The 20836-nt window shown below is 72.8% G+C and carries 22 protein-coding genes; 10 read left to right on the top strand and 12 right to left on the bottom strand.

What is annotated here, in order from left to right; genetic code table 11:
* Nucleotides 1-2: 2 nt before the first annotated feature.
* Complete coding sequence (gene sigJ, locus AB0K28_RS38105; protein ID WP_364379729.1) at nucleotides 3-944, bottom strand: RNA polymerase sigma factor SigJ; 942 nt, start codon at nucleotides 942-944, stop codon at nucleotides 3-5.
* Between the two features lie 29 nt (nucleotides 945-973).
* Nucleotides 974-1708, bottom strand: coding sequence for an SDR family NAD(P)-dependent oxidoreductase (locus tag AB0K28_RS38100; protein WP_364379726.1), 735 nt, complete (start codon nucleotides 1706-1708; stop codon nucleotides 974-976).
* A gap of 70 nt (nucleotides 1709-1778) precedes the next feature.
* Here AB0K28_RS38100 and AB0K28_RS38095 point away from each other — a divergent pair, with 70 nt between their 5' ends.
* The 3 genes from AB0K28_RS38095 (at nucleotide 1779) to AB0K28_RS38085 (ending at nucleotide 4052) form a co-directional block, all read left to right on the top strand.
* A complete protein-coding gene (locus tag AB0K28_RS38095) occupies nucleotides 1779-2570 on the top strand; it encodes an aminoglycoside phosphotransferase family protein (protein WP_364379724.1) in 792 nt (263 codons plus the stop codon).
* A 70-nt stretch (nucleotides 2571-2640) separates the two neighbouring features.
* Nucleotides 2641-3795: an alpha/beta hydrolase gene (locus AB0K28_RS38090; protein ID WP_364379721.1), complete on the top strand. Its 1155-nt coding sequence runs from the start codon at nucleotides 2641-2643 to the stop codon at nucleotides 3793-3795.
* Between the two features lie 77 nt (nucleotides 3796-3872).
* Complete coding sequence (locus AB0K28_RS38085; protein ID WP_364379718.1) at nucleotides 3873-4052, top strand: hypothetical protein; 180 nt, start codon at nucleotides 3873-3875, stop codon at nucleotides 4050-4052.
* Nucleotides 4053-4167: 115 nt separating this feature from the next.
* On the opposite strand, the gene AB0K28_RS38080 is transcribed toward AB0K28_RS38085, so the two are convergent.
* From AB0K28_RS38080 to AB0K28_RS38060, 5 genes are all read right to left on the bottom strand, one after another.
* Nucleotides 4168-4938: an alpha/beta fold hydrolase gene (locus tag AB0K28_RS38080; protein WP_364379715.1), complete on the bottom strand. Its 771-nt coding sequence runs from the start codon at nucleotides 4936-4938 to the stop codon at nucleotides 4168-4170.
* Nucleotides 4939-5049: 111 nt separating this feature from the next.
* Nucleotides 5050-6330 carry a sigma-70 family RNA polymerase sigma factor gene (locus tag AB0K28_RS38075; RefSeq protein ID WP_364379712.1) on the bottom strand — a complete coding sequence of 427 codons (1281 nt, stop codon included), beginning with the start codon at nucleotides 6328-6330 and terminating at the stop codon, nucleotides 5050-5052.
* Nucleotides 6327-6659 (bottom strand): YciI family protein, encoded by a 333-nt coding sequence (locus tag AB0K28_RS38070; RefSeq protein ID WP_345385436.1) that lies wholly within the window; start codon nucleotides 6657-6659, stop codon nucleotides 6327-6329. The genes AB0K28_RS38075 and AB0K28_RS38070 overlap by 4 nt, the downstream gene beginning before the upstream one ends.
* A 35-nt stretch (nucleotides 6660-6694) precedes the next feature.
* On the bottom strand, nucleotides 6695-7720 hold the full coding sequence (locus AB0K28_RS38065; RefSeq protein ID WP_364379709.1) for a hypothetical protein: 1026 nt from the start codon (nucleotides 7718-7720) through the stop codon (nucleotides 6695-6697).
* 284 nt (nucleotides 7721-8004) lie between these two features.
* Complete coding sequence (locus AB0K28_RS38060; RefSeq protein WP_364379706.1) at nucleotides 8005-9711, bottom strand: potassium/proton antiporter; 1707 nt, start codon at nucleotides 9709-9711, stop codon at nucleotides 8005-8007.
* A 337-nt stretch (nucleotides 9712-10048) separates the two neighbouring features.
* Here AB0K28_RS38060 and AB0K28_RS38055 point away from each other — a divergent pair, with 337 nt between their 5' ends.
* The gene (locus AB0K28_RS38055; protein ID WP_364379703.1) at nucleotides 10049-10531 is read left to right on the top strand and encodes a cation:proton antiporter regulatory subunit; all 483 of its coding nucleotides are present in this window, start codon (nucleotides 10049-10051) and stop codon (nucleotides 10529-10531) included.
* Nucleotides 10532-10544: 13 nt separating this feature from the next.
* On the opposite strand, the gene AB0K28_RS38050 is transcribed toward AB0K28_RS38055, so the two are convergent.
* Together AB0K28_RS38050 and cseB are read right to left on the bottom strand one after the other, a co-directional pair.
* Nucleotides 10545-11807 (bottom strand): HAMP domain-containing sensor histidine kinase, encoded by a 1263-nt coding sequence (locus AB0K28_RS38050; RefSeq protein ID WP_364379700.1) that lies wholly within the window; start codon nucleotides 11805-11807, stop codon nucleotides 10545-10547.
* Nucleotides 11804-12490, bottom strand: coding sequence for a two-component system response regulator CseB (gene cseB, locus AB0K28_RS38045; protein ID WP_345385444.1), 687 nt, complete (start codon nucleotides 12488-12490; stop codon nucleotides 11804-11806). The genes AB0K28_RS38050 and cseB overlap by 4 nt, the downstream gene beginning before the upstream one ends.
* A gap of 166 nt (nucleotides 12491-12656) precedes the next feature.
* Here cseB and AB0K28_RS38040 point away from each other — a divergent pair, with 166 nt between their 5' ends.
* Entirely contained in the window at nucleotides 12657-13172 is a 516-nt protein-coding gene (locus tag AB0K28_RS38040; RefSeq protein WP_364379696.1) for a hypothetical protein, read from the top strand.
* Nucleotides 13173-13176: 4 nt separating this feature from the next.
* On the opposite strand, the gene AB0K28_RS38035 is transcribed toward AB0K28_RS38040, so the two are convergent.
* The gene (locus AB0K28_RS38035; protein ID WP_345385446.1) at nucleotides 13177-13560 is read right to left on the bottom strand and encodes a VOC family protein; all 384 of its coding nucleotides are present in this window, start codon (nucleotides 13558-13560) and stop codon (nucleotides 13177-13179) included.
* A gap of 198 nt (nucleotides 13561-13758) precedes the next feature.
* On the opposite strand from AB0K28_RS38035, the gene AB0K28_RS38030 reads away from it, so the two are divergent.
* Together AB0K28_RS38030 and AB0K28_RS38025 are read left to right on the top strand one after the other, a co-directional pair.
* Entirely contained in the window at nucleotides 13759-14184 is a 426-nt protein-coding gene (locus AB0K28_RS38030; protein ID WP_364379692.1) for a VOC family protein, read from the top strand.
* Between the two features lie 61 nt (nucleotides 14185-14245).
* Entirely contained in the window at nucleotides 14246-15280 is a 1035-nt protein-coding gene (locus tag AB0K28_RS38025; protein WP_364379689.1) for an aldo/keto reductase, read from the top strand.
* A gap of 100 nt (nucleotides 15281-15380) precedes the next feature.
* Here the strand turns inward: AB0K28_RS38025 and AB0K28_RS38020 are convergent, their stop codons facing one another.
* Nucleotides 15381-16385, bottom strand: coding sequence for an aldo/keto reductase (locus AB0K28_RS38020; protein WP_364379686.1), 1005 nt, complete (start codon nucleotides 16383-16385; stop codon nucleotides 15381-15383).
* Between the two features lie 149 nt (nucleotides 16386-16534).
* On the opposite strand from AB0K28_RS38020, the gene AB0K28_RS38015 reads away from it, so the two are divergent.
* The gene (locus AB0K28_RS38015) at nucleotides 16535-18199 is read left to right on the top strand and encodes an acetolactate synthase large subunit (protein ID WP_364379683.1); all 1665 of its coding nucleotides are present in this window, start codon (nucleotides 16535-16537) and stop codon (nucleotides 18197-18199) included.
* Between the two features lie 10 nt (nucleotides 18200-18209).
* Nucleotides 18210-19181: a tyrosine-type recombinase/integrase gene (locus AB0K28_RS38010; protein WP_355423653.1), complete on the top strand. Its 972-nt coding sequence runs from the start codon at nucleotides 18210-18212 to the stop codon at nucleotides 19179-19181.
* An 84-nt stretch (nucleotides 19182-19265) separates the two neighbouring features.
* Here AB0K28_RS38010 and AB0K28_RS38005 read toward each other — a convergent pair whose 3' ends face one another.
* Complete coding sequence (locus tag AB0K28_RS38005) at nucleotides 19266-19661, bottom strand: RidA family protein (protein WP_364379680.1); 396 nt, start codon at nucleotides 19659-19661, stop codon at nucleotides 19266-19268.
* A gap of 126 nt (nucleotides 19662-19787) precedes the next feature.
* Here AB0K28_RS38005 and AB0K28_RS38000 point away from each other — a divergent pair, with 126 nt between their 5' ends.
* Nucleotides 19788-20762, top strand: a complete 975-nt coding sequence (locus AB0K28_RS38000; RefSeq protein ID WP_364379677.1) for a WYL domain-containing protein — start codon at nucleotides 19788-19790, stop codon at nucleotides 20760-20762.
* Nucleotides 20763-20836: the final 74 nt, after the last annotated feature.

Here is a 20836-nt window from a genome sequence, read left to right as displayed (position 1 = left end):
CGTCAGCGGTTCCGGAGGCCCACGTCGGAGACCGGGCCGAGGTGGTGCAGCTTGTCGGGGTTGGCGACCGAGTGGATCGCCTGCACGTACCCGTCCGCGATCGACAGCTCGACCACGCTCGCCACCCGTCCCTCGGAGTCGTGCAGGACCGCTCCCGGGCGGCCGTTGACCCAGGCGAGACTGAGCGTGACGCCGAGCGCCCTGAACCGGCGCAGGCCGCCGAGGAGCAGCCGCGCGACCCGCAGGCGGTCGGTCGCGGGCCACGAGAGCGCGGGCACCTTGCCGCCGCCGTCCCCGTGCAGCACCACGTCGGGGGCCAGCATGTCGAGCAGCGCGTCGAGGTCGCCGCCTGACGCGGCCTCGAAGAAGCGCTGGGCCAGCTCGGCGCCCTCCGCCCGCCGCGCGGGGGCGAGCGGCCCGCCGGGTTCCCGTGCCCCCTCGGCGATCCTGCGGCGGGCGCGGGCGAAGATCTGCCGGCAGTTCGCCTCGGTCTTGCCGGTGACGCGGGCCACGTCGGGGTAGCCGTACCCGAAGACCTCGCGCAGCATGAAGACCGCCCGCTCCACCGGCGAGAGCGCCTCCAGCAGCACGAGGAACGCCATCGACAGCGAGTCGGACAGTTCGGCGTGCTCGGCGGGCCCAGAGGCGGGGCCTGAGGTGAGCCCCGCACCGAGGCCGGGGACGACGACCGGCTCGGGCAGCCAGTCCCCCACGTACGTCTCCCGCCGTACCCGCGCCGACCGCAGGTGGTCAATGCCGAGCCGGGTCACGGCCGTCGTCAGGTACGCCTTCGGCTCGGCGACCGTGGTGCCCGCCTGGCGGGCCCTGGTGAGTCGGAGGTAGGCGTCCTGGACGATGTCCTCGGCGTCGCCGACGGATCCGGTCATCCCGTACGCGATGGAGAACAGCAGGGGCCGGTAGCCCTCATCGTCCGCTCGCGACATATCCGTACCCTTCCCGAAATGTCCGGTGCTCACCAGGCCACCGGTCCCAGGCGGTCGATGAAGACGCCGCTCGGCCCGTCGGCGTCGAGGGTGGCGAGCCTGATGATCGGGTCGCTGCCCTGGGTGACGGTGAGCGTGCCGGTGTGGTGGTTCATGTCGGTGGCGGTGTAGGCCCGGTTGACGATCTCGCCGGGGGTGAGCACGTTGAACTTGATGTGCGGCAGCGCCTGCGCGTACCGGACGGTGATCATGTTGAGGGCGGCCTTCGACGAGCTGTACGCCAGCTCGTGCATCTTCGAGACCGGCTGGCCGGGGTCGGTGACCACGCCGAAGGAGCCGCCGCCGCTGCCGACGTTCACCACGCGCGGGTTGTCCGACGCCTCCAGCAGGGGCAGGAAGGCGTGGGTGACGCGGACCGGCCCGTAGACGTTGGTGTCGTAGACGGCGTGCAGCTCATCGGCCGTGGCCTGGGCGGGCGGCAGCACGTTGCCCGGCGCGCCCGCGTTGTTGACCAGCACGTCCAAGTGATCGGTGTGCTCACGGACCAGGCTCACGGCCGCCGCGACCGACTCGTCGGAGGTCACGTCCAAGGGAATCACGACGACCTCGATGCCGTCGGCGGCCAGTTTCTCGGCGGCCGCGCGGCCCCGTCCTGCGTCGCGGGAGCCGAGGAAGACCTGCCAGCCCATCTCGCCGAGCCGCCTGGCCGTCTCCAGGCCGAGCCCCTTGTTCGCACCGGTGATCACTACACTCGTTCGTTCCATGCACTCAAAGACGAGATGGCCCGCCCGGTTGTGACGGCTGTGAGTGAGGTCACCCGGCTGAGGAGAGATCGTGACGCTGCCGCCCGTACCGAAGCTCGACGTCCAGCAGGCCCTGCGCGACCTGCCCGTGCCGCTCGCCTACGAGGGGCCGTGTCCCGGCGGGCAGGTAGGCGCGGCCTACGTCCGCTGGCCCGACGGCCGCCGGTCGGTCCTGACCCGGGGGCCCGACGTCGGCCCGCTGCTTGAGATGGCGCGGGCGGCGGGGGTGCCGGCGCCCGCGTACGAGCTGGTCCACCCGCCCCTCCTGGTCCAGGAGCTGCTGCCGGGCCGTGTCCCGGAGAAGGCCACGGCGGAACTGGTCGAGCAGATGATCGAGATCAACCGGCGGTGCCGTGGGGTGCTCGCGGGCCGCTCCGACCTGCCGCCGCTACGGTTGTTCCTGCTGGAGGACGGGCCCGGCTTCTGCCTGCACGGCTCGCTGCGCTCCTACGACGGCCGCACCCGCCGCCTGCTCGACCAGATCGAAGAGGTCGGCAGGGCGTTCCCCGGCGACGTCCTCGACGGCGACGACCTCGTGCACACCGACTTCCACCCGGAGAACGTCCTGGTCGACGCGGACGGCGCCATCACCGGCGTGATCGACTGGGACGGCGCGACGCGCGGCGACGCCGGCTTCGACCTGTTCACGCTCCGCTTCGACCTCGCGCACCGCGCCCCCGGCCTGCACGTGGACGTGCCCGAGCGGGTGGCGCTGCGCTGCTGGGCGCACATGAGCCTGCGCCTGGTGGACTGGGCGATCCGCCACTTCAGCGCCTCCGAGGTGACGCGGTGGCTGGAGGTGGCCGGGCGGCTCAGACCCTGACGAAAGTAAGGGTGCGTGCCCGTCTTTCGAGCATGTCGAGCGGCCTGGGCCCGTCCGTACCGTACTCGCCATGAACAGAACCACCGTTGCCCTGCTCGCGCTCACCCTGCCCCTCACCGCGTCGGCGCTCCCCGCGCAGGCCGCCGGCACCGCCGAGGTGACCTTCGCGATTCCCCGGCCGACCGGCGCGTACCAGGTCGGGCGGGACGTCCTGCACCTGAAGGACACCGGGCGGCGCGACCCCTGGATGCCGTCGGCCCGCTCGCGCGAGCTGATGGTCTCGATGTACTACCCGGCACGTTCCGGCGGCGGCGCGGCCCCTTACATGACGACCGCGGAAGCCGCGGCGCTGCTCAAGTCACAGAAGCTGGACCAGGTGTTCAAGCCGGAGCAGGTCACCGGCGTGCGCACCAACGCGCGGACCGGCGCCCGGCCGGCCGCCGGACGGCACCCCCTGGTGGTGCTGTCGCCCGGATTCTCGCTCAACCGGGCAACGCTGACCATGCTCGCCGAAGAGCTGGCCTCGCGCGGCAACGTGGTCGCGCTGGTGGACCACGCCTACGAGTCGTTCGGCACGACGTTCCCCGGCGGCCGCACCCTGACCTGCGCCGCGTGCGACGCGGTCGAGCAGGCCCCGTCCGACGCGGCGAGCAGGCGCATGATGGCCAAGGTCGCCACCGGCCGGGCGGCCGACCTGTCGTTCGTGATCGACCGGGTCACCCGCGCCTCCGGGTGGAAGCGCGCGGCGATGATCGACGGGAAGCGCATCGGCGCGGCAGGACACTCGATCGGCGGCAACGCCGCCGCCGCCCTCATGGCCGCCGACCGCCGGGTGCGCGCCGGGGTGAACATGGACGGCACGTTCTTCGCGCCCGTCCCCAAGAGCGGGCTCGCCAAGCGGCCGTTCCTCATGCTCGGCACGAAGGCGGGGCACTCCCCCGGCTCCACCGACACGTCCTGGCCGCGCGACTGGCGGCGGCTGGACGGCTGGAAGCGCTGGCTGACCGTGGCCGACTCCGGCCACTTCACCTTCATCGACGTGCCCGTGCTGGGCGCTCAGGCCGGGATCACCGACCCGGAGGCGCCGCTGCCTGGCAAGCGGTCGGGCGAGATCACCACCTCGTACGTGGGCGCCTTCTTCGACCGTCATCTGCAGGGCGCGAAGCGGCCGCTGCTCGACGGGCCGACCGCCGCCAATCCCGAGGTCACCTTCCAGAACCCGTGATCTCCGCTCGTTTTCCCTGACCGGAACACTTTCCATGTCTACTGATAGGGCCACCTGGAATTAGGAAGTGTGGTCGCATGCCGTACGGACCAGAGGACCTGCCGGGCAGGCGCGCCCTGCTCCGCCCGCTCCCCGCACCGGCGGCGTACCGGCTGCACGGCAGGTCGTGGTCGGGCCGCGGCCGGATCACCCGCGTCCAGGCCGCACGGAGCTGCTGGCCCGCGCCGCTGACTCGACCGGCGCCGTGCAGCCCGTAAACCACGCCCTTCAATACCTTGGGGTATCTGTTCGGCGCGATCGTGTCCCATCCGGTGCAGGTGATCTGAGCCGGCGCGGGCAGCCCCTTCAGGCACCGCCCCCGCCCGAGCCGGGTCAGCCGAGGAAGCCGATCAGATGGGGTGCCAGGACCTCCCAGGAGACGTTGTGGTCCTGACCGTCGAGCACCGTGTGCCGCGCCTCGGGCAGCGCGTCCAGCAGGGCGCGGGCGGCGGCGACCGCCCAGGGGCCGGTGCGGGAGCCGGTCAGCACCAGGACGGGCGCGGTGACGGCGGCGAGGCCCGGCGGCAGGCCGCCGTCGCCGAGGACGGCTGCGTCGTACGCGAGCGTGGGCGCGATCTGTTCCATGGACGGCCACATGGGAGCGCGACGCATACCCTCGATCGCCTCGGCCGGCATCCCGACCGAGCGCAGGAACAGCGCCATGGCGTCCCCCGGCCGCCCGCCGTCCAGGCAGGCCGCCAGCTCGTCCGCGTACGCGCGGGCGCGGGCGGGCGCGCCGGGGTCGAGCTGGAACGGCGGCTCCCACAGCGCGAGCCTCGTGATCGGCAGGCCGGCCGCGGCGGCACGCACCGCCAGCACCGCGCCCGACGAGTTCCCGAACACCGCCGCCGCGCCCCCTGCCGCCTTGATGACCGCCGCGAGGTCCTCGACCTCGCGCTCCACCGCGTAGGGCGAGGTGTCGCCGCTGTCGCCCCGGCCCCGCCGGTCATAGTTGATCACCGTACGCTCGCCGGCCAGCAGCCGGGCCAGCGGCTCGTGGACGCCCCTCGTGCAGGACGCCCCGCTCACCAGCACGACGGGCTCCCCGTCGCCCATGACGTCGAACGCGATGGGGGTGCCGTCGGCCGAACGGGTGGTCTTCATGGTCATGCCTTTCGTAGAGGACGACTGTTTCCGCCCTGCCTACGAACGGGAACCGCCCAGACGGACATCCCTCCCGGAAAAGGTTCGTGCAGGCGGCGGATCGCGTGCCGCTCAGACGTGCGCGACCTCCCCGAGCCGACGGGTCAGGTGCCGTCGCTCGGGGCCGTCGGGGGCCAGCTCCACGGCCCGCCGGTAGTGCTCGGCGGCCTCCTCCGCACGGCCCAGGCGGCGCAGGAGGTCGGCGCGGGCGGCGTGGAGCACGTGGTGGCCGTCGAGGCGGGCTCCGAGCGGCTCGGTCATGGCCAGGCCACGGGCGGGGTCGGCCATGCCGGCGGCGATGGCCCTGTTGAGGCGGACGATGTCGGAGGGGACGTGGCGTTCGAGCGCGCCGTACAGGGCGGCGATCTCCGTCCAGGGCGTCTCGGCGAACGACGGCGCGGTCGCGTGGCAGGCGGCGATGGCGGCCTGGATCCGGTACGGCCCCGCGCCCGCGCCGCCTTGCCGCAGCACCTCGTCGAGCAGCGCCACGCCCTCGTCGATCTGCTCGCGCCGCCACCGTGAACGGTCCTGCTCCTCCAGCGGCACCAGTTCCCCGCCGTCCTCGCGGGCCGCGCTCCTGGCGTCGTGCAGGAGCATCAGCGCCAGCAGCCCGCCCGCCTCAGGCTCGCCCGGCAGCAGCCCGTGCACCAGCCGCGCCAGCCGGATCGCCTCGTCCGTGAGCGACCGCCTGATCGACTCGTCGCCCGCGCCGGCCGCATACCCCTCGGAGAAGAGCAGGTAGAGCACGCCGAGCACGGCCGGCAGCCGCTCCGTCAGTTCCTCGGCCGGCGGCACCTGAAAGGGCAGCCCCGCGTCGCGGACAGCACGCTTGGCGCGGGTGATCCGCTTGGACATCGTGCCCTCGGACACGAGAAACGCCCGCGCGATCTCCGCCGTCGTGAGCCCGGCCAGCGTCCGCAGGGTGAGCGCCACCCGCGCCTCGAACGGCAGGCGCGGATGACAACACGTGAAGATCAACCGCAACCGATCGTCCTCGACGACGGTCCCCGGGCCGCCGCCGCGCGAACCGGCGGGTCCGCCGGAATCGAGCAGGGTGGTGGCGTGCAGGGCGGCCAGTTCGCGGAGCTTCGCGGCGCCTGTCGAGGCGCGGCGGAGGCGGTCGATCGCCTTGTTGCGGGCCGTCGTGGTGAGCCAGGCGCCGGGGGCCGGCGGCACGCCGTCCGCCGGCCAGCGGGTCAGCGCCTGGGTGAAGGCGTCCTGGGCGCACTCCTCGGCGAGGTCCCAGTCGCCGGTCTGCCGGATCAGGGTCGCCACGACGCGGCCCCACTCCTCGCGGAACAGGGCCGCCACCGTCTCTTGGACGCCCGCCGACGCCGGTTCCTGTGGCGTCACGGTTGGAGGGCGCGGAGTTCTATCGTGCCGTGGCGGGCCACCGGGTGGGTCCGCGCGGCCTCCATGGCCTCCTCGCGCGACGCGCACTCGATCAGGCTGAACCCGGCGACGACCTCCTTCGACTCGACGAAGGGACCGTCGGTCATCAGCACCTCGCCGTCGCGCACCCGCACCGTGGTGGCGTCGGCCGGGGGTTCGAGGCCTCCGGTCGCGATCAGCCCGTCGCCGCGCGCCGCGGCCCACGCCTTGCAGTCGGGCAGGAAGCCCGGATCGGCCAGCATCGCCTGGTAGGACTCTTCGTCCCCGCAGACCAGCAGCAGGTACTTCATCCGGTCAGCCTAAAACCCCCGGCCGCCCGCCGGGGTCAGCGGAAGTCGGAGATGCGCAGCACCGCCAGCATGTCCTTGGCGCGGGAGCCGTCCGTCGAGAAGGACGCCTCGGCGCCGACCCAGCCGCGGAACGCCCCCGAGTCGTCGATGATCTGCATGAGCGGCTTGACGTGCGAGTTCCCGGTGTAGCAGAACTGGCCCCGCTCCATCGCCAGGCAGGTGCACCAGTGCCAGAGCGTGTCGCGGCGGTCGGTCTTGGAGATCATCGTCAGGTAGTACTGGATGGAGGAGATGTTGGCCTTCGTCCCGCCGCCGTACCTGGGGCAGCCGCCCTCCTTCTGGCAGGCGCTGTTGGACGAGGGCTGCAGGTACGTCAGGCACGAGGTCGTGCCGGAGCACTGGCGGAACGACGAGAGCCCGAACGGCTGGTTGGCCGACCTGACCAGCTTGCCGCCCGCCCAGCTCGTCAGGTCCTGCCTGAGCGAGCTGGGGAACGCCTTCACCGAGCTCATCGCGCGGCGGGTGGCGTAGGAGGCGTTGCTGCCGTAGCCGTAGCCGTGCGTGGCGAGCGTGCTGCGCTTGAGGTCGAGGCGGGCGAGCTTGCCGTCGGGCGACTTGCGGACGTACCACTGCTCGGTCCAGGTCTGGGCGATCTTCCACTTGATGGTGAGCACGTCGCCCGCCACCGAGTACGTCCCGGTGCGCCGCTCGCTCGGGCCGCCGGTGAAGCCGCCGGCGGTGAGCACCTTGCACCCGCGCACCCGGGTGGACTTGCCGCCGGCCTTGGTGCTGCAGCTCGCGTCGGGGGCGGTGCCGGTGCTCTGCCTGGCCTTCGGGCTCCGCTGCCACCACAGGTAGAAGCCGGCGTTCACGGTGCCGTTCCTGGCGAAGGTGTAGTTGCCCAGGCGTAGCCAGTTCTGCTGGGAGGCGGCCTTGAGATGGCCCTGCGAGACCACGAACGTCGACTTGCCGCCCGGCAGCGCCGTGGCGGCGGCCGCCGGGCCGGAGGGGAGAAGGGTGAGGCCGAGCAAGAAGGTGAGGATCGCGGCTGCGATGCGCATGTGGCGTCTCCGGGGGGTTACAAGGCGTGTCCGGCTCAGCACGACACGGTAATAGGCCTGGACCGGATATGTCATCGAAACACCGCCACAAGTCCCGCTCGTCACCTCCCCAGCTCCCGCCCGCCCGCTGCGAGGGCGGGGGGCGGGGGTGGGGGTGGGCGACGGCCCCATACCCGGCGCCACGGACGGGCCTGCGCATAGCCGGCGCCACGGACGGGCCTGCGCATAGCCGGCGTCTCGGGCGAGCGTGCCCCTCGCCCCAGGCAGGCGGGCGCGGGGTGGTGTCATGTGACGGCGGGGTCGGACTCCGATTCCGTGCCGGGGAGCAGGTCGTCGCCCGGTTCCGGGGGCGGGGGCGCGACCGGGCGGACGTGGCGCCGGCGGCCGCCGGCGAGGCGGGTACGCCAGCGCAGGCCCGCCCGCCGCCGGCCGGGCGCCGGTGTGGCGGCGGGGGCGGGACGCGATTCCGGGGACGTCGCGGGTGCGTGGCCGTTGTCGGGCTCGCCGTCCTCGCCGTGCCAGTGGGCGAGGCGGCCGCCCCTGCCGACGGCGCGCAGCCGCCGCTCGACCTCGGTACGGGTGGCGGGCGTGGTGACGATGAGCACTTCGTCGCCCTCCCGCAGCCGGGTGTCCGGCTCGGGGACGAGCGTGTCGCCGCCCCGGATGACGAGGGTGACGATCGACGGCTTCGGCAGCCGTAGCTCGAAGATCTCCACGCCGTGCAGCTTCGAGCCCGGCGGGACGGTCAGCGTGAGCAGCTCGGCCGCGAGGACGTCGAGCGGCGCGGCCTCGATCTCGACCTCCTTGGCCTGGTGCGGCTGGATGACCTTGAGCAGCCTGGCCACCAGCGGCAGCGTGGGGCCCTGCACCAGGGTGTAGAGGATGACCAGGACGAACACGATGTTCAGCAGGTGCCGGCTGCCCGGCACCTCGGCCACGATCGGGTAGGTGGCCAGCACGATGGGCACCGCGCCGCGCATCCCGGCCCAGGCGATGAACGCCTGATGCCGCCAGCCCGTACGGAAGAAGGTCAGGCACGCGGCCACGGACACCGGCCTGGCGACCAGCATCAGCACCAGGCCGATGAGGACGGCGGGGATCAGCGCGCTCGCCAGCTCGTGCGGGGTGACCAGCAGGCCGAGCATGACGAACAGGCCGATCTGCGCCAGCCAGCCGATGCCGTCGGCGAACGACCGGGTGGCGGCGCGGTGCGGCAGTACGGCGTTGCCGAGGACGAGCCCGGCCAGGTACGCGGCGATGAACCCGGAGGCGTGCACGGCCCCGGCCGCGGCGAAGGCGATGATGCCCATGCCCACGGTGGCCAGCGGGTACAGGCCGGTGGCGGGCAGCGCGACGTAGCGCAGGGCGAGCGTGCCCGCCCAGGCGCAAGCGAGCCCGATCGCGGCGCCGACCGCCAGCTCGTACGAGATCTGCGTGGCGATCGAGGCGGGGTCGGGCAGGTCGGTGAACGCCGTCGAGAACACCAGCACCAGGATGACCGTCGGCGCGTCGTTGAAGCCCGACTCGGCCTCCACCATCCCGGCCACGCGGCGCGGCAGCGGCAGCGCGCGCAGCACGGAGAACACGGCGGCGGCGTCCGTGGAGGACACGATCGCGCCCAGCAGCAGCGAGAGCTGCCAGTTGAGGCCGAGCAGGAAGTGCGCGCCCGCGGCGGTGATCGTCACGCTGACCGCCACGCCGAGCGTGGCCAGCAGTCCGGCGGGCACCATCAGCCGTTTGATGTCGGACCACCGGGTGCTCAGACCGCCCTCGACCAGGATGACGCCCAGCGCCGACGTCCCCAGGGTCTGCGCGAGCTGCGCGTCGTCGAAGTCGATGCCCAGCACGTCTTCGCCGAGCAGCACCCCGAGCGCGAGGAACAGCAGCAGGCCGGGCAGACCGAGCCGGCTGGCCGTGCGCGCCGCGGCGATGCTCGCCAGCAACACCAGGCCACCGGCCAGTAAAACCCCGTAGAGCTGCTGCAGACTCATCGTGAACCCCCACATGGCATCGTTGGAGCAGTTATGTGGCGATCATTACTCATTGCACGCAAATCATGCTGAATCGGCGGACTCCTCCTGTCGCAGGGACGGCTCCTCCATCTTCACGGGCGGACCGGCCGGTGGGGGTGCGGCGCGGCCGGTGCATTCGCGTGTCGATGGGCGCGGGGTCTGTCGTACCCCGAAAAGACGTCCGAAGCTCCGGAAATCGCACCTGCCGTCCACTTACGCGAATCTGTCATCCTCGGAAAGGATCGTTCTGGGACGCCCGCGCCACGCGCCGGAGCGCTCCCGAACGGTGCGGCGCAGGACGGACGTGAGGTGACCGGTGGAGATCGAACAGACAGCGTTGCCAGGAATCGGACTGCGGCACGAGTTCACGACGAGCTCAGGGCGGCGCGTCGCCGTCGTCTCCCACCGCACCGGCCGCCGCGACCTGGTGATCTACGATCCACACGACCCCGACCAGGCGTGCGAGACCGTCACGCTCAACGACGACGAGGCCGACGCGCTGGCCGGGCTGCTCGGCGCGCCGCGCATCATCCGGCGGCTCGACGACCTGCACCGGGAAGTGGAGGGGCTGGTCAGCGAGAAGCTGCCGATCGGCACCGAATCGCCCTACGTGGGGCGGCCGATGGGCGACGCGCAGGTGCGCACCCGCACGGGGGCCTCCATCGTGGCGGTGGTGCGCAAGGCGCAGATCGTCGCCAGCCCGGCACCGGGCTTCGTGCTGGACACGGGCGACGTGGTGGTCGTGGTGGGCAGCGCCGACAGCGTCCAGGCGGTCGCCGGCATCCTCGCCGGGGGCTGAGCGCGCCAAGGCGTCAGCCTTCGGGCGGGTGGTGTTCCTCGGACGCAGGCAGGCGCAGGGTGGCGACGGCGCCGCCGTCGGCGGCGTTGGTCAGGGTCAGCTCGGCGCCGATCACGCGGGCCTGGCCGGCGGCGATCTCCAGCCCGAGCCCGTGGCCGTGCCCGCGCTCCGCGGCGCCCGTACGAAAGCGGCGCGGCCCCTCGGCCAGGAGTTCGGGCGGGAACCCCGGCCCCCGGTCGCGGACCTCGATGACGTGGTCCCCCGCGACGATCTCGACCGGCGGGGCGCCGTGGCGGTGGGCGTTGAGCGCGAGGTTGGCGAGGATGCGGTCGAGCCGGCGCGGGTCGGTCCTCGCCTCGGGCCGCCCCTCGGCCAGCACCCGCGCCTCCACGCCCACCCGGGCGGCCGACTCGGCGGCCAGCTCGGCCAGCGGCACGCGGACGCGGTCGGCGACCTCCGCGCCGGTGTCCAGGCGGGAGACCTCCAGCAGGTCCTCCACCAGCGAGCGCAGCACCTGGACGCGGTCGCGTACCAGATCGGCCGCCTGGCCCTCCTCCAGCAGCCCGGCGGCGGCGACCAGCCCCATCAGCGGGGTGCGCAGGTCGTGGGCGACGTCGGCGGTGAAGCGCTGCTCGGCCTGGAGCCGGTGCTGGAGCGCGGCCGCCATGGAGTCCACGGCGGCCGAGATGTCGGCGATCTCGTCCCGGCCGGACCGGCGCGGCGGGCCGGCGGTGATGCGGGCGTCCAGGTCGCCGTCGGCGATGCGCCGTGCGGTACGCGCGACGCGCCGCAGCCGCCGGTTGGCCAGCTCGGCGAGGCCCACCGAGACCGGCACCACCCCGGTCAGGGCGAGCAGCGCGGCCTTGATCATGTCGCGGTCGAGCGCGTGCAGGCTGAGCAGGTCGGAGCCCATCGAGATCTGCGCCAGCACGGCGTTCTCGCCGTCGCCGTACGGCTGGACGGCCCACATCCAGGGCTCGTCGCGATGGTCGGTGCCGTACCAGGTGACGCGCCGGCCGGGCCGCACCTGGGCGGCGAGTTCGCGGGGCAGCCCGGCGACGCTCACCAGGTTCGCCGCCGGGTCGGCCAGCGCCTGGTCGAGCGCGATCTCGGCCTCGCCGCGTCCCGTCGCCAGGGAGCGGTCCCAGGTGGCCTGGTGCACCAGCAGCCCGACCACGAGGGCGACGACGGCGCAGGCGAGCGTGACGAGGGCGGCGATCTTCCAGCGCAGCGAGGCGGGGTTGGCGATCCGCCAGGTCAGCGCGGCCCGGTTCACGTGGCGCTCAGCTTGTAGCCGAACCCGCGTACGGTCTCGATGCGGTCCGTGCCGATCTTCCTGCGCAGCCGCTGGACGCACAGGTCGACCACGCGGCTGTCGCCGTCCCAGCCGTAGTCCCAGACCGTGCGCAGCAGGGTGGCCCGTTCCAGCACGATCCCCGGATGCGCGGCGAACTCCAGCAGCAGCCGCAGCTCGGTCGGCGTCAGCTCGACCCGCTCGCCGGCGCGCCTGACCTCCAGCGCGGCGGTGTCGACGGTCAGGTCACCGAAGCTGAGCGGGGCAGGCCGCCCACCGGCGGGCTCGGGCTCCGGCCGGGCGGCCGCGGCCCGGCGCAGCAGCGAGCGGATCCTGGCCACCAGCACCGGCAGGTCGATCGGCTTGACCACGTAGTCGTCGGCGCCGCCCTCCAGCCCGGCCACGATGTCGAGGCCGTCGCCGCGGGCCGACAGCATGAGGATCGGCACCTGGCTGGACTCCCTGACCCTGCGGCACAGGCTGATGCCGTCGAGCCCGGGCAGCATGACGTCCAGCAGCAGCAGGTCGTGGCCGCCCGCCAGGGCCGCCTCCAGGCCGCTCAGCCCGTCGGCGGCGGTGCTCACGCGGTAGCCGTAGCGCTCAAGGGCCAGGCCGACCGACTCGCGGATGACGGCGTCGTCCTCGACGAGCAGCAGGGATGTCATGAAAAAGCACGATATCCAGCGAAGTGCACTGTTCTCAGCATCGGCTGCCGCTCGGCCCCGTATCGGCGGTGTATCGGCCGTGTATCAGCGGCCTCCCCCGCCCGGGCGGCCATGCTCCCCCGGCAGGGGGAGGCGCCACCCGCTCCGCGCCCAGGAGCCTGTCCTCATGACCATGACCTCCACGGCGATCCGCCCGGTGCCGCACTGGGCGGCACGGGCCGCGCACGCGATCGCCCTCGTCACCTTGCCGTCAGGACTGTGGCGGGTCGCCCTGGTGACAGGGCTGCCCATCGGGTACGTCGCCGGCCGGCCCCCCATCCCCGCAGGCGAGTCCGCGTACATCATCGGCCTCAGCGTCGTCAGCGAGCTGGCCGCCCTGCTGACGATCGGGCTGGTGAAGCCCTGGGGCGACGTGCCGCCCCGGTGGGTGCCGCTGGTGGGCGGCCGGCGCATGCGCCCGCGCGCCGTGCTCGCCGCCGCCTACACCGGGGCCACGCTGATCACGCTCTTCTGCGGGTACGCGGCACTGGCCGCGATCCTGGGGCTCGGCTCGGGTTTCCCGTTCCTGTCGGCCACCGGGCACGCGATCCTGATCGTCTGTTACCTGCCGCTGCTGGCGTGGGGGCCGCTGACGTACGCGGTGGCCTTCTCCTACCAGCGCCGTCACCGGCCCGTCCGCTGAGCCGTCAGAGCGGGTCGAGGCGGCGCCTGAGCAGGCAGAAGACGTTGCCCTCCGGGTCGGCGAGCACGTGCCACGGCTCCTCGCCGCTCTGGCCCACGTCGGCGCGGCGGGCGCCGAGCTTCAGCAGGCGTTCGAGCTCGGCGTCCTGATCGCGGTCGGTGGCGTTGACGTCGATGTGCAGCCGGTACGTGTGCGCCGGCGACAGGTCCTCCTGAGGGCTGAGGATGATCGTCGGCTGCGCCCCGCCGAACCCCTCACGCGGCCCGATCTCGATGGCGCCGTCGTCCTCCCGGTCGAGCACCACGAAGTCCAGCACCTCGCACCAGAACCGCGCCAGCAGCTCGGGATCGCGGCACGCGAGCACCAGTTCGCTGATCCGTGACGCCACGCGACAACACCCCACCTTCGGTCAGAGACCCCCGAACAGTCCGTTTCCTGGCCTTCGGGCGTCACAACGGTCCGGGGATCGTAGCGGAGCGGCCCGCGCGGACGCGACCGGAATTGCGGCGGAAGTAGCGGCCACACCTTGTCCGCTACCCCTGGAACGGTGGTCACACCAGCAGGAACGAGCGACGAAGGAACGTCCATGTCCATCGATGTTGTGACCCACCTGAACTTCCGGGGCGACGCCGGCGCGGCGCTCACCTTCTACCAGTCGGTGTTCGGCGGCGACCTGGCCGTGATCACCTACAAGGACGCCGGGAACGTGACGGAGGAGGCCGAGGCCGACCAGGTGATGTGGGGGCAGGTGAGCGCGGGCAACGGGTTCCGCGTGATGGCCTACGACGTGCCGGGGCACCTGCCGTACGAGCCGGGTGAGAAGCCGTTCTTCGTCTCGGTCAGGGGCGGGGACGTCGAGGAGATCACCGGCTTCTGGGAGAAGCTCGCCGAGGGCGCCACCGTCGTGCAGCCGCTGGGGCCCGCCCAGTGGGCGACGGTCTACGGGATGGTGAAGGACCGCTTCGGCGTCACGTGGGTGCTGGACGTCCTCCCCCCTTACATCCCCTCCTGACCACGGCTTCCAGGGCGGCGGGCGTCCCCCCCCCCGCCCTTCTTCACGAAGGACACAAGTGATGAGAACGCGACCCCTCGGCCGTACCGGCATCCAGGTCTCGCCGTACGCGCTGGGCACGATGATGTTCGGGCAGACGGGCAACCCCGATCACGACGCGTGCGTCCGCATGATCCACCGGGCGCTGGACGCGGGCGTGAACGTCATCGACACCGCCGACGTGTACGGGCCCGGCGGCGAGTCCGAGGAGATCGTCGGCAGGGCGCTGCAGGGCAGGCGGGCCGGCGTCGTGCTGGCCACGAAGGTCAACGGCGTCATGGGCGAGGGGCCCAACCGGGGCGGGAGCTCGCGGCGGTGGATCGTGGCCGAGGTCGAGGAGTCGCTGCGGCGGCTGCGTACCGACCACATCGACCTCTACCAGATCCACCACCCCGACCCTGACACCGACATCGAGGAGACGCTGTCCGCTCTGACGGATCTGGTGCGGGCCGGGAAGGTGCGGGCGATCGGCCTGTCCAACACGCCCGCGTCGGAGATCGTCGAGGCGCAGTGGACGGCGGAGCGGCGCGGGCTGCACCGGCCGCGTACGGAGCAGGCCACGTACTCCATCCTCAACCGCGGCATCGAGCGCGAGGTGCTGCCCGCGTGCCGCCGCCACGGGATGGGGGCGCTGGTGTGGAGCCCGCTCGCGATGGGGCTGCTCACCGGCCGCTACCGCAAGGGCGGTTCCGGCCCTTCGGGGGCGCGGCTGCGCTGGGTGCCCCGGCACATGACCGACGAGCGCAAGCTCGACGCCGTCGAGCGGCTCATCCCGCTCGCCGAGGAGGCCGGGCTGCCGCTGACGCATCTGGCGATGGCGTTCGCGATCGCCCACCCCGGGGTCAGCTCGGCGATCATCGGCCCCCGGACCATGGAGCAGCTCGACGACCTCCTGGCCGGCGCCTCGGTCACCCTGGGCGACGACCTGCTGGACCGCATCGACGAGATCGTCCCCCCGGGCACCGACCTCGGCCCCATCGACGTCGCCCATCCCCCACCCGCACTCACCGACGCCACCCTCCGCCGCCGCCCCGAAGCCGACCGCCCAGCCGCCTGAGGCACGTGAAAGGAGGGGAGCGCCCGGAACTCCCGCCCTGAGCCGGCGCGTCTTGGATTCGCTCGCCGCTGAACCCGCCCGCGGTCCCCGGAGGGGCGGGTCAGTTCGGGTTGGGGCGTTCGCTGTCCAGGGCGGCCATGAGGGCTGTGGGGTAGCGGTCGCCCTTGGCGGCGTTGCGGGGGACGAGGTCCTCGATCAGGGCGAGTTCCTGGGCGGTGAACGTCACCGCGTCGGCGGCGATCATGGTGGTGACCTGGTCCGGGGTGCGGGAGCCGACGATGGGGACGATGTCGTCGCCCTGCGCGGCGACCCAGGCGATGGCGAGCTGCGCGACGGAGACGCCCTTGGCGGCGGCCAGGTCCTGGAGGCGGCCGGCGAGAGCGGCGTTGTGGTCGAGGTTGGCGCCCTGGAAGCGGGGCGAGCCGGCCCGGAGGCCCGCGACGGTGCCGCTGCCGCCGATCAGGCCGCGCGACAGCACGCCGTACGCGGTGACGCCGATGCCGAGCTCGCGGCAGACGGCCAGGATCTCGTCCTCGACGCCCCGGCTGAACAGCGAGTACTCGATCTGGACGTCGCAGATCGGCGCGACGGCGGCGGCCCTGCGGATGGTCCCGGCGCCGACCTCGCTGAGCCCGATGTGCCGCACGTATCCCTTCTGGACCAGCTCGGCGATCGCCCCCACCGTCTCCTCGATCGGGACGGACGGGTCGAGCCGGGCGGGACGGTACACGTCCACGTGATCGGTGCCGAGCCGCTGCAACGAGTAGGCCAGGAAGTTGCCCACGGCGGCAGGACGCCCGTCGATGCCGCTCATCTGCCCGGACGGGTCGCGCATACCGCCGAACTTGACCGACAGCACGACGTCGTCGCGGTCCCGCTCTCCGAGCGCCCGCCGGATGAGCAGCTCGTTGTGTCCGGAGCCGTAGAAGTCGCCGGTGTCGAGCAGCGTGCCGCCGGCGTCCAGGTACGCGTGCACGACCCGGACGCCTTGGCGGTCGTCCACAGGACCGTAAGAGCCGGACAACCCCATGCAGCCGAGCCCCGGCGAGGTGACAGTAGGACCGGTACGGCCGAGCCGGCGCGTACCGAGGTGAGTCGTCGTCATGCCTCCACTGTCCTCCCGGGCGAGAAGCGCGTTCCAGGCACTGTCAATGCCATGACGGCCGGTCACAGGCCCGGCCGGAGGGGGCGGAATGAACCGGCGGCGAGGCGTGCTGTGACGGGTGCAGCCACAGAGGAAAGAAGGCGTTTCGCATGTCAGCGCAGGCCACGCAACGGACGGCGGCCCAGCTCATCGTGCAGGCTCTGGAGGCCGAGGGCGTCGAATACGTCTTCGGCATCCCGGGCGAGGAGAACATCCATTTCGTCGACGCGCTCAACGACTCCTCCATCCGTTACGTCCTCGTCCGCCACGAGCAGGGCGCGGCGTTCATGGCGGAGATCTACGGCAGGCTGACCGGCAAGGCCGGCGTCGCGTCGGCCACGCTCGGCCCCGGCGCGATCAACCTGCAGCTCGGCGTGGCCGACGCCACGACCAACAGCACGCCGGTGGTGGCGATCACGGCGCAGGTGGGGCTCGACCGCATCTACAAGGAGTCGCACCAGGTGGTGGACCTGGTCTCGCTGTTCAGGCCGATCACGAAGTGGTCGGAGCTGGCGCCGTCGCCGCAGGCGCTGCCCGAGCTGATCCGCAAGGCGTTCAAGACCGCGCAGACCGAGCGGCCGGGCGCCGTCTACCTGGCCATCCCCGAGGACGTCGAGTCGGCGCCGCTGCCCGAGGGGCTCGCGCCGCTGCCGCTCAACGTCGTACGCCCCCAGGACCCCTCACCTTCGCAGGTCGCCCGCGCCGCCGAGATCCTCGCCACCGCGCGCCGCCCGATCGTGCTGGCCGGCCACGGCGCCACCAGGGCGGGCGCGTCCGACGCGCTGGTGCGGTTCTCGGAGAAGCTGGGGCTGCCGGTGGCGACCACGTTCAACGGCAAGGGCGTCTTCCCCGACGACCACCGGCACGCGCTCGGCGCGGTCGGCTTCATGCGCCACGACTACGTGAACTTCGGCTTCGACGAGGCCGACGTGCTCATCACGGTCGGCTACGAGCTGCAGGAGTTCGACCCGGTCAAGATCAACCCGGCCCGCGACAAGAAGATCATCCACGTGCACCGCTTCCCCGCCGAGGTGGACGACCACTACCCGGTGGCGGTCGGCGTGCACGGCGACATCTCCCGCTCGCTGCACGCGCTCGGCGACGCCGTCCACCGCCGCTTCACCATGAACGGCACCGGCGAGAAGATCCGCCGCATGCTGCGCGAGGAGCTGGAGCAGGGGCGCGAGGAGAACGGGTTCCCGCTGTCGCCCCGCCGCGTGGTGAGCGACATCCGCGCGGCCATGGGCCGCGAGGACATCGTGCTGGCCGACACGGGCGCGGTGAAGATGTGGATGGCGCGCATGTACCCGACGTACGAGCCGAACACGATGCTGGTCTCCAACGGGCTGTCGTCGATGGGGTTCTCGGTCCCCGGCGCGCTGGCCGCCAAGCTGGCCCACCCGCGGCGCAAGGTGCTGGCGGCGACCGGCGACGGGGCGTTCCTGATGAACTCGCAGGAGCTGGAGACCGCCGTGCGCGAGCGCATCCCGTTCGTGGTGCTGGTGTGGGAGGACGGCGCGTACGGGCTGATCGAGTGGAAGATGGACCTCGAGCTGGGCCGCGACTCCCATGTGGCCTTCGGCAACCCCGACTTCGTCAAGTACGCCGAGAGCTTCGGCGCCCGCGGCTACCGGATCTCCAGTGCGGGCGAGCTGCTGCCGACGCTGCGCAAGGCGCTGGCCGACGACGTGGTGTCGGTGATCGCGGTGCCCGTCGACTACTCGGCGAACCTCGGGCTGACCGACAAGCTGGGCGAGCTGACCGGACCCTTCTAAGATCGTCCGGGTGAGCCTGCCCGCCGTATCCGCCGCGGGGGCGCCGCCGGTCGAGCCGGCGCGCGACCCGTACCACGTCTATCTCGACTCCCTGACCAGCCCCGAGTCGCGCCGCACGATGCGCGGCTGCCTCGACCGGCTGGCCCGCATGCTGACCGGCGACGAGCACGCCACGGGCGCGGGCCAGCCGTGGCATCTGCTGCGCTACGAGCACACCGTGCGCATCCGGACGATGCTCACCGATCAGGGCTGGTCGGCGGCTTACGTCAACAAGCACCTGGTGGCGCTGCGCCGGGTGCTGAAGGAGGCGTGGCGGCTCGGGCAGACCAGCGCCGAGGACCTGGCGCGCGCCTCCGACCTGGCTCCGGTGCGGCAGAGCCGACTGCCCGCCGGGCACCACGTGCCGCCCGAGGTGGTGGGGGCGGCGCTGGCGGCGTGCGACGACTCCCCGGCCGGCAAGCGCGACGCGGCGCTGATCGCGGTGCTCTACTCGACCGGGTGCCGCCGCGCCGAGCTGGGCGGGCTGTCGCTGGCCGACTACGACCCGGGCGCGCGCTCGCTGCGGGTGCGCGGCAAGCGCGACAAGGAGCGCCTGGTCTACCTGACCGCCGACGCGATCGGGCTGGTGGAGCGGTGGCTGGCGGTGCGCGGCACCGCGCCGGGGGCGCTGTTCAGCCCGATCAGCACCGCCGGGCGGCTGCGGATGCGCGACGGGCGGCCGGTGGGGCTGACCGGGCAGGGCATCTCCGACATCCTGACCCGCCGGTTCGGGGCGGCCGGTGCGGCTCGCCGCACGCCGCACGACTTCCGCCGCACGTTCATCGGCGAGCTGCTGGACGCCGGCGTCGACCTCGCCACCGCCCAGGCCCTGGTCGGCCACGCCAGCCCCGCCACCACGGCCCGCTACGACCGCCGCCCGGAGCGCACCCGCCGCGAAGCCGTCGACCGCCTCAACCTCCCCAAACCCCGCCCCCTGGCCTGAACCGCGCTTTCCCCCTGAACGGGTCAGGTGGCTCGGGGGCGGTCGAAAGCGCGCGTCCGCCGGGGCTGGGCGGGCGCGGGAGGGTCAGGAGACGGCGGTGGCCTCCAGTTCGACCAGCAGGCCGGGGAGGGCCAGGCGGGTGACGCCGAGCATCGTGGTGGCCGGAGCCACGCCCGCCGCGCCGAGGCGGCCCGCCAGGACGCCGTAGTGCTCGAAGAGGCGGTCGACGTCGGTGGTGTAGACGTTCAACCGGACGACGTCCGCCAGCGACATGCCGGCCTCGGCGAGCACCGCCTCCAGGTTGTCGAGGCTGAGCGCGAGCTGCGCGCCCATGTCATCGGCGTGCTGCGGCTTGCCGTCGGCGTCCATCGCGGTCTGCCCGGAGCAGTACAGCGTCCTGGTCTCCCCCGAGACGATCTCGCCCTGGTTGTAGCCCAGGTTCAGCGACCACGGCCACGGGTTGACCGCCGTGCGTTCCATCGTGGAGTCAGCTCCTTCTACAAGATCGGCCGACGCGGGTGAGCGCCGGCGCGGTTGTTCGCGTCAGTGATCAGCTTTCCGGCAAATCACGACATCTTGTGTCGTGTATCTCTGTAGGGTTTCGGCGTGCGTGCCGACCGCTTGGTCTCCCTGGTGTTGCTGCTGCGGCAGCACGGCCGGATGTCCGCCGCCGCGCTGGCCCGCGAGCTGGAGGTGTCCACGCGTACGGTGCTGCGGGACATCGAGGCGCTGTCCGCCGCCGGCGTCCCCGTCTATGCCGAACGCGGCCGGCACGGCGGCTTCGCGCTGCTGCCCGGCTTCCGTACCGAGCTGACCGGCCTGAATCATGACGAGGCCCTGGCCCTGCTGGTCGCCGGGTCGCGGCGCGGCGCACAGGCGTTCGGGCTGGGCTCGGCGCTCGCCTCGGCGATGCTCAAGGTGGTGGACGCGCTGCCCGACAGCTACCGCGACACCGCGGCGGGCGCGGCGGAACGCCTGCTCATCGAGCCGGAGACCGACCTGCTCGCGCGCCGTCAGCCCTCCGACGAGGTGCCTGACGCGGTGGTGGCGACGGTGCTGCGGGCGGTGTTCGGCGGGCGACGGCTGCGCCTGCGCTACGCGCCGCCCGACCGGGAGCCGTCGTGGCGCACGGTGGACCCGATCGGGCTGGTCACCGTGCGCGGGCGAGGCTACCTGCTGGCGACCCGGTCGGGCGAGGACCGTACGTACCGGCTGTCGCGGGTGCTGGCCGTCGAGGAGCTGGCCGAGCCCGCGCAGCGGCCCGACCGGGTGGACCTGGACCGGGCGTGGCAGGAGCGCAGCACCCGGTTCCGGCATGGCGACGACCAGGTCGGCGTGGTCGTACGGGTGCATCCCGAGCGGCGCGAGGAGCTGGTGGGCACCGCCCTGTCCGTACGCAGCGAGGAGACCGGCGAGGACGGGTGGCTGCGGCTGGAGGCGTCCTTTCAGGACCGCAGGCACGCCGTCTGGGCGCTGTGGCAGCTCGCGGCCGGGGCGGAGGCCCTGGAGCCGCAATGGCTGCGGGACCTCCTCCACGCCCGCGCCACCGCCATCGCCACCCGCTACCAGCCCCGCGCCTGAACCACCCCGCACCGAACCCGCCGCCCTGGACAGCCGAAGCCCGACTGCGCCAGGCCGCCTGGACACCCGCTGGC

The organism is Nonomuraea sp. NPDC049504 (assembly GCF_040676845.1).
Lineage (GTDB): Bacteria > Actinomycetota > Actinomycetes > Streptosporangiales > Streptosporangiaceae > Nonomuraea > Nonomuraea salmonea.
Note: the sequence above shows the minus strand (reverse complement) of the source record. Positions and strands in the feature narration are given on the sequence as shown.

Coding starts and splice junctions, on each gene's coding strand:
- sigJ (WP_364379729.1), bottom strand. CDS start 944: ATGTCGCGAGCGGACGATGAGGGCTACCGGCCCCTGCTGTTCTCCATC.
- AB0K28_RS38100 (WP_364379726.1), bottom strand. CDS start 1,708: ATGGAACGAACGAGTGTAGTGATCACCGGTGCGAACAAGGGGCTCGGC.
- AB0K28_RS38090 (WP_364379721.1), top strand. CDS start 2,641: ATGAACAGAACCACCGTTGCCCTGCTCGCGCTCACCCTGCCCCTCACC.
- AB0K28_RS38085 (WP_364379718.1), top strand. CDS start 3,873: ATGCCGTACGGACCAGAGGACCTGCCGGGCAGGCGCGCCCTGCTCCGC.
- AB0K28_RS38080 (WP_364379715.1), bottom strand. CDS start 4,938: ATGAAGACCACCCGTTCGGCCGACGGCACCCCCATCGCGTTCGACGTC.
- AB0K28_RS38070 (WP_345385436.1), bottom strand. CDS start 6,659: ATGAAGTACCTGCTGCTGGTCTGCGGGGACGAAGAGTCCTACCAGGCG.
- AB0K28_RS38065 (WP_364379709.1), bottom strand. CDS start 7,720: ATGCGCATCGCAGCCGCGATCCTCACCTTCTTGCTCGGCCTCACCCTT.
- AB0K28_RS38060 (WP_364379706.1), bottom strand. CDS start 9,711: ATGAGTCTGCAGCAGCTCTACGGGGTTTTACTGGCCGGTGGCCTGGTG.
- cseB (WP_345385444.1), bottom strand. CDS start 12,490: ATGACATCCCTGCTGCTCGTCGAGGACGACGCCGTCATCCGCGAGTCG.
- AB0K28_RS38040 (WP_364379696.1), top strand. CDS start 12,657: ATGACCATGACCTCCACGGCGATCCGCCCGGTGCCGCACTGGGCGGCA.
- AB0K28_RS38030 (WP_364379692.1), top strand. CDS start 13,759: ATGTCCATCGATGTTGTGACCCACCTGAACTTCCGGGGCGACGCCGGC.
- AB0K28_RS38025 (WP_364379689.1), top strand. CDS start 14,246: ATGAGAACGCGACCCCTCGGCCGTACCGGCATCCAGGTCTCGCCGTAC.
- AB0K28_RS38020 (WP_364379686.1), bottom strand. CDS start 16,385: ATGACGACGACTCACCTCGGTACGCGCCGGCTCGGCCGTACCGGTCCT.
- AB0K28_RS38015 (WP_364379683.1), top strand. CDS start 16,535: ATGTCAGCGCAGGCCACGCAACGGACGGCGGCCCAGCTCATCGTGCAG.
- AB0K28_RS38005 (WP_364379680.1), bottom strand. CDS start 19,661: ATGGAACGCACGGCGGTCAACCCGTGGCCGTGGTCGCTGAACCTGGGC.